General features: G+C 60.9%; 13 protein-coding genes. 7 read left to right on the plus strand and 6 right to left on the minus strand.

Going from position 1 to position 16,286, the window contains the following annotated elements:
- Positions 1-29: 29 nt before the first annotated feature.
- Both GOB94_RS15625 and GOB94_RS15630 read left to right on the plus strand, forming a co-directional pair.
- Entirely contained in the window at positions 30-674 is a 645-nt protein-coding gene (locus GOB94_RS15625; RefSeq protein ID WP_182276771.1) for a TetR/AcrR family transcriptional regulator, read from the plus strand.
- 249 nt (positions 675-923) lie between these two features.
- The gene (locus GOB94_RS15630; RefSeq protein WP_182276772.1) at positions 924-4,250 is read left to right on the plus strand and encodes a glycoside hydrolase family 38 C-terminal domain-containing protein; all 3,327 of its coding nucleotides are present in this window, start codon (positions 924-926) and stop codon (positions 4,248-4,250) included.
- Between the two features lie 24 nt (positions 4,251-4,274).
- Here GOB94_RS15630 and GOB94_RS15635 read toward each other — a convergent pair whose 3' ends face one another.
- Positions 4,275-4,892 (minus strand): TetR/AcrR family transcriptional regulator, encoded by a 618-nt coding sequence (locus GOB94_RS15635; protein ID WP_182276773.1) that lies wholly within the window; start codon positions 4,890-4,892, stop codon positions 4,275-4,277.
- A 156-nt stretch (positions 4,893-5,048) separates the two neighbouring features.
- Between GOB94_RS15635 and GOB94_RS15640 the strand changes: the two genes are divergently transcribed.
- Complete coding sequence (locus tag GOB94_RS15640; protein WP_182276774.1) at positions 5,049-6,692, plus strand: DHA2 family efflux MFS transporter permease subunit; 1,644 nt, start codon at positions 5,049-5,051, stop codon at positions 6,690-6,692.
- Positions 6,693-6,840: 148 nt separating this feature from the next.
- Positions 6,841-7,713 carry a uroporphyrinogen-III synthase gene (locus GOB94_RS15645; protein WP_182276775.1) on the plus strand — a complete coding sequence of 291 codons (873 nt, stop codon included), beginning with the start codon at positions 6,841-6,843 and terminating at the stop codon, positions 7,711-7,713.
- A 39-nt stretch (positions 7,714-7,752) separates the two neighbouring features.
- Here the strand turns inward: GOB94_RS15645 and nth are convergent, their stop codons facing one another.
- A complete protein-coding gene (gene nth, locus GOB94_RS15650; protein ID WP_182276776.1) occupies positions 7,753-8,574 on the minus strand; it encodes an endonuclease III in 822 nt (273 codons plus the stop codon).
- A 73-nt stretch (positions 8,575-8,647) separates the two neighbouring features.
- On the opposite strand from nth, the gene hemQ reads away from it, so the two are divergent.
- The 3 genes from hemQ to GOB94_RS15665 all read left to right on the plus strand — a co-directional run bounded on the left by hemQ (position 8,648) and on the right by GOB94_RS15665 (position 11,735).
- The gene (gene hemQ, locus GOB94_RS15655) at positions 8,648-9,502 is read left to right on the plus strand and encodes a hydrogen peroxide-dependent heme synthase (RefSeq protein WP_255484057.1); all 855 of its coding nucleotides are present in this window, start codon (positions 8,648-8,650) and stop codon (positions 9,500-9,502) included.
- A 20-nt stretch (positions 9,503-9,522) separates the two neighbouring features.
- Positions 9,523-10,149 carry a DedA family protein gene (locus GOB94_RS15660; RefSeq protein WP_182276777.1) on the plus strand — a complete coding sequence of 209 codons (627 nt, stop codon included), beginning with the start codon at positions 9,523-9,525 and terminating at the stop codon, positions 10,147-10,149.
- Between the two features lie 314 nt (positions 10,150-10,463).
- The gene (locus tag GOB94_RS15665; RefSeq protein WP_255484439.1) at positions 10,464-11,735 is read left to right on the plus strand and encodes an inositol-3-phosphate synthase; all 1,272 of its coding nucleotides are present in this window, start codon (positions 10,464-10,466) and stop codon (positions 11,733-11,735) included.
- 140 nt (positions 11,736-11,875) lie between these two features.
- Here the strand turns inward: GOB94_RS15665 and GOB94_RS15670 are convergent, their stop codons facing one another.
- The 4 genes from GOB94_RS15670 to GOB94_RS15685 all read right to left on the minus strand — a co-directional run bounded on the left by GOB94_RS15670 (position 11,876) and on the right by GOB94_RS15685 (position 16,064).
- On the minus strand, positions 11,876-12,169 hold the full coding sequence (locus GOB94_RS15670) for a GIY-YIG nuclease family protein (RefSeq protein WP_182276779.1): 294 nt from the start codon (positions 12,167-12,169) through the stop codon (positions 11,876-11,878).
- A 14-nt stretch (positions 12,170-12,183) separates the two neighbouring features.
- Complete coding sequence (locus GOB94_RS15675; RefSeq protein WP_182276780.1) at positions 12,184-12,429, minus strand: hypothetical protein; 246 nt, start codon at positions 12,427-12,429, stop codon at positions 12,184-12,186.
- A 124-nt stretch (positions 12,430-12,553) separates the two neighbouring features.
- On the minus strand, positions 12,554-13,369 hold the full coding sequence (locus tag GOB94_RS15680; protein ID WP_182276781.1) for a TIGR03435 family protein: 816 nt from the start codon (positions 13,367-13,369) through the stop codon (positions 12,554-12,556).
- A gap of 313 nt (positions 13,370-13,682) precedes the next feature.
- Positions 13,683-16,064: a TonB-dependent receptor gene (locus GOB94_RS15685; protein ID WP_182276782.1), complete on the minus strand. Its 2,382-nt coding sequence runs from the start codon at positions 16,062-16,064 to the stop codon at positions 13,683-13,685.
- Between the last annotated feature and the right edge of the window lie 222 nt (positions 16,065-16,286).

Here is a 16,286-nt window from a genome sequence, read left to right on the forward strand (position 1 = left end):
AGATTGATTACACTGGTCTGGAGGCCACTTTGTCAAAGACCACCACCCATCCGCCCACCACCATCCGCGACGAGCAGTACCACCACGGCGACCTCCGCCGCGCCCTCATGCAGGTCGCACTGGAGGCCCTCTCCGGCCCCGAACCCCACGTCCTCTCCTTCCGCGACCTCGCCCGCAAGCTCGGCGTCACCACCGCCGCCCCCTACCACCACTTCAAAGACCGCTCCGAGCTCCTCGTCACGCTCGCCACCGAAGGCTTCCATCTCCTCTTCGACTCCCTCAGCAACGCCGCCGCGCAGGGTGACACCTACCCGCAGAAGTCCACCGAACTCACCCTCGCCTATCTGCACTTCGCCCGCACTCAGGTCGGTTACTACCGCGCCATGTTTCTACCCGAAGTCCGCGCCGCGGCAGACGCCAAACCTGAGTTCAAGTCCGCAGCTAACCTCGGCTTCAACCTAGTCTGCAACGTCATCGCGGAAGCCAACCCCGAGTTCTCCGCCCCGCAGGTCTCTGAGCGTGCCGTCTCGCTCTGGTCGCTCTTGCACGGCATGATCGTCCTCAGCTCCTCCGGCATCCTGAAGCGCCGGCTCTCCCACCAGCACGAAGATCGTGTAGCGGTGGAGGCCGTCCTGCGTCTGCTCAACACCGACCCACTGCCCTCTACCTCTTGACACCGCCCGTACAATAGAACTGTAGGTAGAACCCCGCTCAGGCGGGGTTTCGTCGTCTGCGCTCTTTCTCAACTCTCGTCTCACCCTCGACCAAAGTGCAAACCAAAGGGTATACACCCCTAACTCCAATCCGCTCCGGATCTTACCCATCAAACCGGGGGAGGGTCCCCGGCCACTCAGCCCAAGCCGACTGACAATTTAGCCATCAATTGCTCACTTTCCTGTGCCGGATTTGATACCCTTGCGCCCATGCGCTTCCGTGTTCTAACGCTTGCTCTGGCTCTCACGTCGTCCCTCGCTTTCGCGCAGTCCTTCACGCCCGTTCGCGAGCAGAAGAACCTCTCTCCCTCTGCCATCGCCAAGCTGCACACGTTGGAGACCCTCAACGCCCTCCCCGGCGGCGCCTGGCGCTTCCACGCCGGCGACATCCCCCACGGCGAGTCCATCTCGCTCGACGACTCATCCTGGCCGCTCGTCCAGACGCCCGAACCGCGCCACTCCGTCAAAGCCCCCAAGGACGCCGTCTGGTACCGCCGCACCATCGAGGTTCCCAAAACCCTCAACGGCTACGACCTCACCGGCTCTACCATCTGGTTCCAGTTCCGCGCCGACGCCAACGGCCCCATGCCACAGATCATCTACTTTAACGGCCGCCGCGTCGCTCTCGGTGACGACCTCGAACCCATCGTCCTCTTCGAGCCCGCCCACCCCGGCGACAAGGTCCTCGTCGCCGTCAAGCTCCTCCACACCGTCGACGACAAGAGCTTCACCGGCGTCAACATGAAGATCGTCCCACCCACCGGCGGACGTCCTAACCCCGATGACATTCGCATCGAGTGCCTCACCGCAGCAAACCTGCTACCCGCGCTGCCCGCTCCGCGCAAAGACCTCCTGCCCACCGTCGAGCAGGCCATCGCTGCTATCGATACCAAAGCCCTCGCAGCAGGGAACCAGCAGGCCTTCGACGACTCGCTCCGCAAGGCCCAGCAGACCCTCGATCCGCTGCACTCGGTGCTCGCTACCGCGAAGGTTGACCTCACTGGCAACTCGCACATCGACGCCGCCTGGCTCTGGCCGCGCAGCGAAACCATCGACGTCGTCAAGCGCACCTTCACCACCGCGCTCCAGCTCATGAACGAGTACCCGGACTACACCTACACCCAGTCCGCCGCACAGTACTCCGAGTGGATGGCCGACAAGTACCCCGCGCTCAACGAGCAGATCGCCCAGCGCATCAAGCAGGGCCGTTGGGAGATCGTCGGCGGCATGTGGGTCGAGCCCGACCTCAACCTCCCCGGTGGCGAATCGCTCGTCCGCCAGATCCTCGTCGGCCAACGCGAGTTCCAGAAGCTCTACGGCGTCACCGCCACTATCGGCTGGAACCCCGACAGCTTCGGCTACAACTGGCAGCTCCCGCAGATCTACAAGCGCAGCGGCATCGACTACTTCGTCACCCAGAAGATGCACTGGAACGACACCAATCAACTCCCGTTCCGCCTCTTCTGGTGGGAATCGCCCGATGGCTCTAAGGTCCTCACCTACTTCCCAACCGACTACGTCCACGACAACGTCAACCCCTCGCGCATCTCGGCCGACTACGCCGAGTCCGCCGAGCGCAACCCCGGCACCTTCGAGCACATGGACCTCTACGGCATCGGCGACCACGGCGGCGGCCCCACCCGCGACATGCTCGACCAGGCCGACCACTGGATCGCTGCCGGCAAGACCACGCAGGACGCCGTCCCCACCATGCGCTACAGCACCGCGCAGCACTACTTCGACGACGTTCAGACGCACCTCAACCCCAACTCGCCCACCTGGAACTACGACTCCATCGCCAAGGGCTACACCGCACCACCGGCCGATGCCAAAGGTGACGTAGGCATCCCCACCTGGGACTCCGAGCTCTACTTCGAGTACCACCGTGGCGTCTTCACCACCCAGGCGAAGCACAAACAAAACATGCGCCGCAGCGAGACCGCAACCCTCAATGCCGAAAAATACGCGAGCCTAGCCTGGCTCGACGGCGACAAGTACCCCAACGACGTTCTCACCGAAAACTGGAAGAAAATCACCTTCAACCAGTTCCACGACCTCGCCGCCGGCTCTGGCATCGCGGTCATCTACCGCGATGCACAGAAGGACTACACCGAGGTCTTCAACGCCGACAAGCTCATCGACGACAAGGCCCTCAGCACCATCGACGCCAGCATCGACACCCGCGGCAAAGTCGGAGTCCCCGTCATCGTCAACAACACCATGGCATGGCCGCGCACGGAGCTCGTCAAACTCCATGTCGAGCTCCCCGAAGCCGCCAACGCCATCACTCTCACCGACGCGAAGGGAACCGTTATCCCCTCGCAGATCACCAACCACGTCGCCGGCACCGACAGCTTCGATGTCCTCGTCCGCGTAGAGAACGTGCCCGCCCTCGGCTACACCGTGCTCCACGCCGAGAGCGCCAACAGCGAGGCCGTCAAGCCCGACACTGCCGACCTCCGTGTCGACGACACCGGCTCCGCCTACACACTCTCCAACGCACACCTCAAGCTCTCCGTCGACAAGGAACACGGCTGCATCACCAGCCTCACCGAGCAGGGCACCGAGTACTTCGCCCCGCACACCTGCGGCAACCAGCTTGAAACCTACGTCGACAAGCCCAAGAACTACGACGCCTGGAACGTCGATCCCGGCACCTACGACGTCCCCTTCACCCCCATCGACCACGTCGACTCCATCAAAGTTGTCGAAGACGGTCCGCTCCGCAAGACCATCCGCATCGAGCGCACCTGGCAGTCCTCGCACTTCACGCAGGACATCTCCCTCGACGCCGGCGCCGACTTCGTCCGCGTCGCCAACGACGTCGACTGGCACGAGACTCACGTCCTCCTGAAGGCCGCTTTCCCGCTCGCTGCCTCAGGCCCGAAGGCAACGTACGAGATCCCCTACGGCGCCATCGAACGCACCACCACCCGCAACAACAGTTGGGAGAAGGCGCAGTTCGAAGTCCCCGCACAACGCTGGGCCGACCTCGGAGACAGCAAGCAGGGCGTCAGCATCATCAATAACAGCAAGTACGGTTACGACGGCCTCAACAACGTCCTCCGCCTCACGCTGCTGCGCTCGCCCATTTGGCCTGACCCAGACGCCGACCGCGGCAAGCAGCACTTCACCTACGAGATCTACCCCCACACCGGCACCTGGCAGCACGCCGAAACCGTCCACCGCGGCTACGAGCTCAACACGCCGCTCACTGCGGAGCAGGTCTTCTCGCACACAGGCACGCTGCCTGCAACCCACAGCTTCGCCGCCGTCGACAACCCCAACGTGGTCCTCTCCGCCGTCAAGAAGGCCGAGGACTCCAACGCCCTCATCTTCCGCATGTACGAAGCCACAGGGCAGGGAACCGACGTCCACCTCCACATCCCCGCCGGCGCCGAGTACGCCGTCGAAACCAACCTGATGGAGACCCCGCTGCCCAACGCGCAGCACCTATCCATCAGCGGCGACACCATCAACCTCCCTATCAAGCCCTGGGAGATCCGCACCCTCGAAGTCGTCTACCCTAAGAAGTAAGAAGCAACCCGCCCAAAGGCGCGTTCACCGCGACTTCGGACACCGCACACCCTCCAGCACACCATTGAGCGTCGTCTGCGCATCGCGCAGCGCGCTCTGGGTGCGCTGCAGGCGGCTCATCATCAACGCGCCCTCCAGCGTAGCGATGATCGTATTCGCCAGCTGTCTTGGTTTCACACCGCTGCGAATCTCTCCCGCTCGCATCCCTGCAATCACAATCTTCGCCAGCCGGTTCTGCCAGCCATTCAGGGCCTCCAGCGCCAGCTCACGCAGCCGCGGGTTCCCATCGTCGGAGTCGATAGCCGTATTCATCAGCACGCACCCGCCATCGATCACCGAAGGCGTCTCCACAAACACCGACACCGCGCGCTTCAACTTGTCCACCGCATTCGGAATCCCCTCCAAACGCTCCGTCCGCGTCTTCACACTCTTGGACAGCGCATACCGAAACGCCTCCACCGCCAGCTCTTCCTTATTCAAAAAGTGCCGGTAGATCCCGCCCTTCTCCAGCCCCGTCGCATCCATCAGCTCTTGGATAGAGCACGCCGTATACCCCCGCCGATTAAAGATCGGCGCCGCCTGCTCCAGGATGAACAGCCGCGTGGCCTCGCCTTTTGTTAACCCAGCGTCGCCCTCTCGCATCGCTAAACCTCGCGTTTCACAGCATACCGAAAAAAAAGACGCATCGGTCTCTTTTCCCACTCATCTGATTCAAAAAGAGACCAACCGGTTTCTTTTATCGCACACGCGGTTAACGCACACGTGATCAAAGACTCCAGCTTTGTGAGGTAAGTCCCCATGGCAACTGCCGTCGCCGCCCCCGAACTCGCTCCGGCCCGCGCACCCGCAGCCCGCAAGCTCATCAATCCATGGGTTATCGCCCTCACCGTCACCCTGGCCACCTTCATGGAGCTGCTCGACACCTCCATCGCCAACGTCTCGCTCCCGTACATCGCCGGCGGCCTCGGCCGCTCCTACGACGAAGTCACCTGGATTCTTACCACCTACCTCGTCGCCAACGCCGTCGTTCTGCCCATGTCCGCCTGGCTCTCCCGAGTCTTCGGCCGCAAGAACTACTACATGGCCTGCGTGGCCCTCTTCACCATCACGTCTTTCTTCTGCGGCATCGCTCCCTCGCTCGGCATCATGCTCATGGCCCGAGTCCTGCAAGGCATCGGCGGTGGCGGCCTCGCCCCGGTCGAGCAGGCCATCTTGGTCGACACCTTCCCGGCAGAAAAGCGTGCCTCGGCCTTCGCGCTCTACACCGTCGCCATCGTCACCGCCCCGGCCATCGGCCCCGTGCTCGGCGGTTGGATCACCGACAACTTCAACTGGCGCTGGGTCTTCCTCATCAACATCCCCATCGGCTTGCTCTCGCTCTTTTTCACCAACCGCTTCGTCTCGGACCCCGCATCCTTCGCGGAGGAGCGCAAAACCGTCCGCAAGCCCAGCACCGACGGCAAACCCGGCAAGCTCAACATCGACGCCCTCGGCATCGCCCTCATCGCCGTCGGCTCAGGAGCCCTCGAAGTCCTCCTCGACCGCGGCCAGATCGACGATTGGTTCGGCTCCAGCTTCATCTGCATGATGTTCGTCATCGCTATCGCCTGCCTCGGCTTCGCCGTCTGGTGGGAGCTCCACGTCGCCGACCCCGTCATCGACTTCCGCATGTTGAAGACCCGCAACTTCGCCATCGCCAACCTCTACTACTTCATCTTCGGCCTCGGCCTCTTCGCGTCCACCACCATGATCCCGCAGATCCTGCAGACGCTCTACGGCTACCGCGCCATCGACGCCGGCCTCGTCCTCGGGCCGGGTGCGTTCGTCATCACCCTGCTCGCCCCGGTTGGCGCACAACTCGTCCAGCGCAAGATCGTCCACCCCCGCATCCTCCTCTTCGGAGCCCTCATCACCGTCGGCATCGCCATGATCCACTACAGTCACTTCAACCTGGCCACCGACTACAACCATTACGCCCTCGCCCGCGCCCTGCAGGGCCTAGGCTACGCCTTCTTCTTCGTCCCGCTCTCGGTCATCACCTACTCGCAGCTCAAGCCCAACGAAAACAATAAGGCGTCCTCGCTCACCAACTTCTTCCGCAACTGGGGCGGCAGCTTCGGCATCGCCTTCGCCACCACCATGGCCGACCGCCGCCAGAACTTCCACCAGGAGCGCGTCGGGGCCGCCAGCACCTCCACCTCACTGCAGCTGCAAAGCTCCATCCACCAGCTCGCCACCTACCTCCAGCAGCACGGTTACTCCGCCGCGGACTCCACTTACGCCGCCACCACCCGCATCTACGCCCAGCTTCAGGCGCAGACCCAGCTCCTCGCCTTCATGGACGTCTTCCACTGGCTCGGCGTCATCACCCTCGTCGTCGCCCCGCTCGTGTGGTTCACCACCAACTTCAAAGTCGGCGGCAAAGCCCCCGAAGCCCATTGATTTTAGATCGGGCGTTCTACCGGTCATTGGCGAAAAATCTGTCATCTCGACCGGAGCAGGACGGCTGTATCGTCTTGCGTAGCGGAGAGACCTGCAGTTCTGCTTGCATCACCTCTACACCCGCTGGAAATGCGCTCTAATAAGACTCGTGTCACAACGAGTCCTAGTAACTCGCGCCCCGCACCAGGCCTCGGCCCTCGCCGAAGCCCTCCGCGCTCGCGGCCTCGAACCCATCCTCATCCCCACCATCGAGATCGCCTCACCCACCACCTCCGCCCCCCTCGACGCCGCCCTCGCCAGCCTCCCCACCTTCCACTGGATCATCTTCACCAGCACCAATGCGGTGGAGTCCTTCTTCCAACGCCTCGCGGCTTTGAAGGGGACGGGCTTCAGCCCGTCCGGAGAGAGCGGGGGCCTTCAGGCCCCTGAATCCAACCCTGCAAGCAGGGGGGCTTCAGCCCCGGAGGGAGCCAAGTTGACGGCATCCCTCCGCATCGCCGCTATCGGCCCCGCCACCGCCCGAGCCCTCGAACCATTCGGTATAAAACCCACTCTCGTCCCTCCACAAGCTGTCGCTGAGTCCCTCGCCGCCGCGCTCACCCCCTACGCCAAACAGCCCGACGGCACCGCAACCCGCTTCCTCATCCCCCGCGCCGAAGCCGCTCGAGACATCCTCCCCGAAGCCCTCACAGCCGCCGGAGCCGATGTCACCCTCGCCCCTGTCTACCGCAACATCATTCCCGCCGACTCCATCCCGGCCATCCGTGAGCTCTTCTCAACATCAGCCACTTACCCCAAAGCCGTCACCTTCACTAGTGGTTCTACCGTCAACAATCTAATTGCTTTACTCAATGCAGCCAGTCTCACTCTACCCCCAGCTCCGCTCCGCATCTCCATCGGTCCCATCACCTCAGCCGTGCTCCGCGGCCACGGCCTGCCGCCCCACGCCGAAGCCGATCAGCCCACCATTCCTGCTCTTGTGGAAAAGGTGTCCGCCGCTCTTCTTCACATAAAGTCTTAGCGACAACCCACACATAAAAAGATGCTTACATCGTAAGCATTAATGTGAGCTCCACGTCTTATCCACAGCGTTACAGAGCGTCTCGATTCCACACTCCGCGCACTTCGGCTTCCGTGCCAGGCAAATCTGCCGCCCATGATGAATCACCTCGTGGCTGAACTGGATCCATCGGTCCTGCGGCAGAATCTGCATTAAGTCCTGCTCTACCTTCACCGGCTCATCGTACTTGGTCAGCTCCAGTCGCTTGCTGATTCGTAGCACATGCGTATCCACCACCACCCCGGCCGGAATCCCAAACCAACTCCCCAACACCACATTCGCCGTCTTCCGCGCGACCCCAGGAAGCTGGATCAGTTCCTCAATTGTTTCCGGCACTTTACCGCTAAACTGTTCAACCAGAACTTTAGCGGCGCCCTGAATGTTCTTGGCCTTGGACTTGTAAAACCCCGTGCTCCGGATGACTTCTTCAATCTCCGGCAGCGATGCCGCAGCCAGCGCCTTCGGCGTTGGATACAGTTTGAACAGCGTAGGCGTCACCTTGTTCACATTCACATCGGTCGTCTGTGCCGAAAGTGCCGTAGCGATCACCAACTCAAACGCGTTGCGGTGGGTGAGCGCGCAGACGACGTTGGGGTAGAGGCGGCGAAGTCCATCAAGAATGGCGGCGAGACGCTCAGGGGCGAGCGGCGTCTTCGTCTTGCCGTTTTTGAGCTTGGCGAAGAGGGGTTCGCTGGCTGCGATCTTCCTGGCCTTCGCGGCGGGGACCCCTTCGATGGCGAGCTTGCGCTCGGTAGGGGTGAGCTTCTGGGGTGGGGTGAGGCCTTTGCGTGGCTGCCTGGTCGTGGTGGACTTCGTGGGCATGGTTGCTAGGGTAGCGCAGGGAGAGGTGGACGGGGGGAGTGCTGCTCCTTCACCTCAGGGTTGATAATGGTTCTTGAACGGAGAAATTGCCTTGTCAGAATTGCCGCAAGTACCCATCACTCTTGAAGGTTCCAGTGTCTTGCACCAGATGTTTCGCTTTGACTGGACCGCCTGGAAGAAACTTCCTGCAACAGAACGCGCCGCACTCGCGGGAGAATTCAGCGAGATGCTCGGCCGTTGGGAGCGGGGCACAGGCAGGGCGCATCCAAACCAATCCGCGCTGTTCTCGCAGATCGGTCACAAGGGCGATCTCACGCTGATCCATTTTCGCGACTCTCTGGAAGAGCTGAACCGGGTCGAATTGGAGCTGGCGCAGAGCGGTATCTATCCGTATCTGCAACTGTCGAGCTCCTATCTTTCGGTGGTGGAGCTGGGGCTCTACGAATCGTCGGAAAAAATTTATACACAACTGGCTGAAGCCGGTCTGGAGCCTGGGACGGCGGAGTGGAATGAGGGAATCAAAGAAGCTACGGCCCGAACGTTTGCCTCGCTGGCTACGCGTTTATTCCCGGCTATTCCGCCGGCGAAGTACCTCTGCTTCTATCCGATGGACCGCAAGCGTGGAGAGAGCGTGAACTGGTATACAGAGCCGATAGCCGATCGTCGGGCCATGATGCACGAGCATGGCTTGATTGGGCGTCGCTATGCGGATTTCGTCCGCCAGATCATTACCGGTTCGATCGGGTTCGATGATTGGGAGTGGGGCGTGGACCTCTTCGCGGATGATCCGGTCGTCTTCAAAAAGCTCATTTACGAAATGCGTTTCGATAAGGTGAGCGCGGTCTACGCATCGTTTGGGGAGTTCTTTCTGTCCGTGCGCGTTCCCGCGGCGAACGCTGCGCAGTGGTTTGACGGCACTCTAGCGTAACGTCGATATACTCACCTCTGATGATTACCAAGCTCACCGTCTTCCTTCTGGGCCTCTCCGCCGCCTCGGCCTGGGGACTCGTTTTCTTGCTCATGGCGCTTCAGTCGGCCTGCATCCCCATCCCGTCGGAGGTCATCATGCCCTTCGCCGGCTTCAAGCTTGGTCACTCGCTCAGCGATCTCATCCTCCTCGCCACCGTCGCCTCGCTGGCCTCAAACCTGGGCTCCATTCCCGCCTACTGGCTCGGAGCCCGCGGCGGCCGTCCCATGATCGAGCGCTACGGCCGCTACATCCTCCTCAACCGCCACGACCTCGACCTCGCCGACCGCTTCTTCGCACGCTTCGGCTCCATTGCCGTCCTCATCGGCAAGATGCTCCCCATCGTCCGCACCTTCATCGCCTTCCCGGCAGGCATCGCCCGCATGAACCAGGTCCGCTTCCACATCTACACCTTCATCGGCTCCTGGCCCTGGTGCTTTGTGCTCGCCTACATCGGCATGAAGCTCGGCGCTAAATGGAACTCCGACCCACGGTTCAAGGCCATCTTCCACCACTTCCAACTCAGTGTGGAGATCGTCATCGTCCTCGCCGCCATTTGGTTCCTCTGGACCCACTGGAAGAACCGCACCGGCGCTGAAAACGCTTAGCAAAACCGTCGCTACCTCCTGTACAAGCGTTTGTTTTGAAGGGGCGGGACTTCAGTCCCGCCGTCACTCGACCGCGCATCGGAACGGCTTTAGCCGCGGAGGGCGAGGACTCCCAACACCGCTAACCGAACGCCCAAGCGGCGTCTTGCACCTGCATAGCGCGGTGAGCGATACTGACTTGTCCGCACAAACCGGAGAATTTGTTCTTAGAAGGGTACGCCCAGAAAATGTCTACACCCGACGCCGCGAAGCTTAATGCCGCGGCTCAGTCTTCCGCAGCAGATATCACTCCCCACAAAGGCAAACTTGGCATCATGATCCCCGGCATGGGCGCGGTTGCCACCACGCTCATTGCTGGTGTTGAGGCAGTCCGCCGCGGCTTCGCCCAGCCCATCGGCTCCATGTCGCAGATGGGCACCATCCGTCTCGGCAAGCGCACCGACGACCGCACCCCGCTCATCAAGGACTTCGCCCCCCTCGCTCCTCTCGACGACCTCGTCTTCACCGGCTGGGACATCTTCGGCGGCAACCTCTACGACGCCGCCAAGACCGCCGCCGTGCTCGACCGCGACCAGCTTGAGAGCATGAAGCCCTTCCTCGAATCCATCGAGCCCATGCCCGCAGCCTTCGAGGAGCGCTACGTCAAGCGCCTCACCGCCAAGGACAAGAAGGTCGGCAAGAACAAGTGCGACCTCGCCAACCAGATCCGCAACGACATCGCCGAGTTCAAGACCAAGACTGATCGCCAGGTCATGATCTGGTGCGGTTCCACCGAGATCTACCACGAGCCCAAGGCCGTCCACCAGACCCTCGAAGCCTTCGAGAAGGGCCTCGTCGACGACGATCCGGACATCGCTCCGTCCATGCTCTACGCCTGGGCCTGCCTCAAGGAAGGCATCCCCTTCGCCAACGGCGCGCCGAACCTCACCGTCGACATCCCTGCCTTGCAGGAGCTGTCGAAGAAGATGAACGCGCCCATCTGCGGCAAGGACTTCAAGACCGGCCAGACCTTCATCAAGACGGTCCTCGCGCCCGGCTTCAAGGCCCGCCAACTCGGCGTCAGCGGTTGGTACTCCACCAACATCCTCGGCAACCGCGACGGCGAAGTCCTCGACGACCCGGACAACTTCAAGACCAAGGAAGTCTCCAAGCTGGGCGTGCTCGAGCACATCTTCCAGCCCGAGAAGAACCCCGCTCTCTACGGCGATATCTTCCACAAGGTCCGCATCAACTATTACCCGCCTCGCGGTGATAATAAAGAGGGTTGGGATAACATTGACATCTTCGGTTGGCTCGGCTACCCGATGCAGATCAAGGTGGACTTCCTCTGCCGCGACTCTATCCTCGCCGCACCGCTGGCGCTCGACCTCTGCCTCTTCATGGACCTCGCCGCCCGCACCCCTGTACTCCGCGGCCTCGGCATCCAGGAGTGGCTGAGCTTCTACTTCAAGGACCCCGATACCGCGCCCGGCGTCTACCCCGAGCACGACCTCTTCATCCAGTCCATGAAGCTCAAGAACACCCTGCGCCACATCATGGGCGAAAACCTCATCACTCACCTCGGCCTCGACTACTACGGCGAGTAACTGCGGCGAAGGCAAAACAAAGCGGTCCCGCAAAATCGTTTGCGGGACCGCTTTGTTTTTGTCGTTGCACTTGCTTTTCTTTCTTTCCATTCCGAGCGAAGTGAGGAACCTGCTTTTCGCGCGCGAAGCGCGCGCCCCGTCTACATGCCCGCCGCTAAATCCTCCCACGTCGGGTTCACCTTCTCGATCAGTGCGACTTTCTTTTCCCGCGTCCACGACTTCAGTTCGTTCTCGCGGCGTATTGCGCTGTTTACATACTGAAACCGCTCAAAGTAAACCAGACGGTGGATGTTGTAGTGGGCCGTATGCGTGCCTTCCCGCAACTGTCGATGCTGCGTCACCCTAAGCCGAAGGTTGTTGGTCATACCAACGTACAGGTTTCTAGACTTGCTGCTCAGCATATAAACAAAAAAGGCATACTCAGGATTGATCACACCATGCACTCCATCTACCCGTGCGAAGGCTGTGTAAAGTCCGGCATGGAAGGCGAGCACGAGGCCTCGAGCCACCGGCTGATGTAGACACTGGCATGAGCTTCGCCACAGTAGTGGCGTGCGCCCTGGGCGTTAGCTGCTTCGTCGTTCCACTTCAGCACCTTCAACTCATCCGTATCGCACTGGATCATGAACCAGTGGATCGGGTTTGAGCTCTCCGTGCCGCAAATCTCGCATCGATACTGTATGACTGCCGCCATTAATGTGTCCTCCCCTGTGACAATCGAGCCATCCGTTGCGGCATACGTTGTCCGTGGTCAGACCAAGAATAACCGAAACAGAAGAGTCGGGATGGAAATGGGGGAGAGCCAGGAGCGGCTCGCTCTAATTTTCTGACGGCCGTTCCACATGGTCGATGACGACAACCTCGGCCGGCCCCTTCACCGCATCTAACCTCAGCCCGAGCTGTTCTTTGATCGCGGTAAACAGCGACGGCGGCGCCCCCGGCCCGCTCTCCGCCGAGATATCGTAGGCCCACTTCAACGTGAAATCGTATCGCCCGGGAAGATCGGTCTGGTCGATGACCGGCCTGTCCTCATAGAAGTCCAGGTTGTCTGCCAAATCCTTCATCGACATGTTCGTGAACCTCAGGGTCCGCTGGCTGCCGTCGCCTGAATTCCCTGCGTTCATGGTCTCGTCCGGACCGGCGACCTTGAGATGCGGGCCTCCCTTCGCCACGGTCAGGGCATAGACAGGCATCTCACGCATCTCGCGGTGGAGCACCATGTGAAAACGCTCCGCAAGCAGCTTCTGATACATCCCCCGCAACTGGGTCACATTGGGAACGCCCGGTACGTCGGGAACTCCGCTGACGTCATATCGGTCTTTGCTCAGCCACGCCGGTTCGCCAACGATCTGTCTGGTCTGGACTCCATAGGCGACAGCCAGGATGTCCATAACGGTGGCTCTTACACACTTGATATGGTGGCCTTCGGATTCGAAGCTCCAGCCGCCAGCCGCATCAGGATCACTGGGTCTGATCGCAGCAACCAGAAAGCTGGGCGTCGCGTCCGCCGCCATGGGCGGGTCTTTTTCGATGACGGTATTTGTCTTCGGCGTCTGGGCCATCCCCATCTGCACCACAAAAATTCCCAGAAAGACTGGATAAATCCGCAACAGCCTCACGGCATTTCGCTGCATATGGCGGTCCCTTCTGCACAAAAGATTTCGCTGATGTCCGAATATACGTCGGCAGCCTTGAAAGGTTCCATTGGGGCTTTGCACAAAACTCTTGAGGCTCCCGAAAAGATTGTCATTTCGACCGGAGCATCGCAGCCTTATCGCGATGCGGAGCGGAGAAACCCCTGTATTTGTCGTAGCGAGAGCCGAAGGCGCGAGCCTACCTCAGCACCGCAAGCGGAGATTTTGTCCAAAGCCGTTCCCTCAGCAAACCACAACCACTATTGCAATCAGGTCAGGCGAGATGGGCTGTCCCGTCCCGCCTGACCTGCCCTTAGCGATTGTTCCCGAACTGCCACTGGACTCTGCCGAAGTACGAGCGCGCATCGCCTACGAACCCGCCCACGCCATTTGCTGCCGTGAAGTAAAGAGTATTCGTAAGGTTGCGTACGCCAAATTCACCCGACCAGCCACGGGCCTTGAAGCTGGCCACAGCATCCGCCGTCGTGTACGACGGGATCGAGTTCGTATTCAGCAGATCGGCAAACATGCTGCTGCGGTTGGTGAATCCGCCTGCGAGCGTGAATGTTTCGCCGCGGCCCACCGGCAGGTTATAGCTTGTCCACAGGTTGACGATGCGGTTGGGAACACCCTGCGGCCGCCGCCCTGTCGCTGCTGGGTTCGAGGGGTTGTCCGTCAACGAGGCGTGCATGCCGGTGCCATTGGCCGTCAACTTCCAGCGCCGGTTTAGCACCAGCTCTACCGTGCCTTCACCACCCTGCGTTAGCTGGTCGTTGAAGACGGGAATATCGCTGACCAGCGAGAAGACATTATTGCGCATCACGTGGAAGGCTGCGGCTGTCATCTGGACACGGTCATTGAGTACAGCGACCTTCACACCAGCCTCGTACTGCGTGCCGTTCTCAGGCGCCTCCACGCCGTTCTGCGTGGCCTCAGAGCTGAAGTTCACGAGATTGCTGTGCGCCACGCCGAAGAAGGTCGAAACTCCCGGAAGCACTCGATACACCGTACCCACGTTCCAGCTGAAGGGTGTGTCGTTGCGGCTGTAGGTACTGGGCGGCTCGATCAGCACACCATTGCCGAGGCTTCGTCCGGGAACGAAGATCTGAGGAGCAAGCGTCGTCTGCCAAAAGTCCTCGCGGCCACCAACGCGCAGCTTCCAGCGGGGTGTCACGTCGATCTGGTCGGTTGCATAGAGACCTTCGTAGCTGGCGTTCAGATGATCGAGAAATCCGGAGTGGGCCGCATCGCGCAGAAAGCTGAGTCCAGCTCTCGAAGTCTCAGGAATGACCGGCGCGAAGATGTTGGCGATGCTCTGCAGGTCGGCGGTCGAGCGGTTCGACACGTCCACCTGATGCTGCACCTCCACGCCAGTCAGCAGCGTGTGGTGAACCGAACCGGTACGGAAGCTCCAGACAGGCTCGCCTTCGTAGTCGAAGTCGTTCAGCACATCCTGCTGGTTGCGCAGTTGGCGCCCCGTGAGAGCGGACCCCACGACCGAGCCGCCATCGCCGTTTCTCAGAATAGAAAGGTTACGGTACATGTATGAGAACCGGTTGTTGACTGTGACAAGCGGCGTGGCCTGCCACACATCCGAGGCCGTGAATCGCCCAAGGGACTGGTCTCCAAAACCGAACGGAGTCGAGTACTTCGTCTCGCGCGGCACCACCGTGATGGGCGTGTGGTTGTAGTAGATCAAGCCTGCGGGGTCGGGAGTAGCCTGCAGATAACGGCCATCGCCTGCAAACAGCAGCACGTTATGGCTGGCCGTGAAGCCCACCACGGGCCGAATCTCGTAGTCCCCGGCCGTCAGTGCGCGGTAGCCGTCCTTGTGCTGCATCAGGCTGTCGATGCGATAATCCAGTCCGTGCACGCCGGTAGCTCCGGTCAGATAGGCGCTGCCGGAGTACAGGCCGAACGAGCCCGCCTGGAACTGTGCGCCTGCGCCAAAGCGCGGAGAAGGTGTGTAGTGCACCAGGTTGATCGTGCCTCCCGGAGGCCCGCTGCCAAAGAGCGAGGAACCCGGGCCTTCCAGGATCTCAACTCGCTCCACTCCATTGAGCGAGTGCGGAATGCCGTTGCGCTCGTCTCCGTCCGAGAACCCATCGTTGTAGATGCGGGCTTCGAGGCCGCGAATCTGGAACCGGTCGCCGAATCCGAACCCGTCGGTGCCGCCCTGGATCACGCCGCTGGCATTGCGCACCGTCTCCGCCAGCTCAAGGTCCCCCTGCGAGTCGGATAACTGGTGGCCGATGACGACGACGCTCTGCGGAATATCTTCGAGCATGGTGCCGGTTTTACCGACCGTAGGTACCTGCTCCAAAGCATCGGCATCGCCTTGAACGGCAATGGATTGAGACGCCGACTGAAGCGAAAGCCGTACTGGCCAGTCGACCACGCCGTCGTTTGAGAGCCGGATGGACGAGTTCTCATAGCGGGCAAACCCCGCCTCCTCGATCGACAGCGAGTACGTGCCGGCTGGAAGGGATGAAAACTGATAGATACCGGCGTTGTCGGAGGTCGTTATTCTTTCGCTTCCATGGCTGGAGAGAACGATATGGGCCCCGGCAAGCGTGGCCCCGGAGGGATCGACAATTGAGCCACGAATCCCGGCACTCTGTGCCTTTGCGGCGAAAGAGGCGAAGATCGAAAGCAGGACAAGTCCTAAACAGCGTTTCAAATACAAACTGCGCATGAGTTCTCCATGCCGCACACTTAAGGCGACCATTGTGGTCGTAGTTATATGCGACCGCTTCAGTCTGAAATGAACTCAAGGCTGGATTGTCATGGAATTGTCTGCAGGTTGTCGCTTTTCGCTGATATGGGTGGTGACACTGTCGCTTCTCGCCGTCGAACGCAAGCAAGCTCGACTATTGACACCACACGTACAATAGAAGAAGGGAACAGGAGACAGCGC

Origin of the sequence: Granulicella sp. 5B5 (assembly GCF_014083945.1) — a bacterium.
Lineage (GTDB): Bacteria > Acidobacteriota > Terriglobia > Terriglobales > Acidobacteriaceae > Granulicella.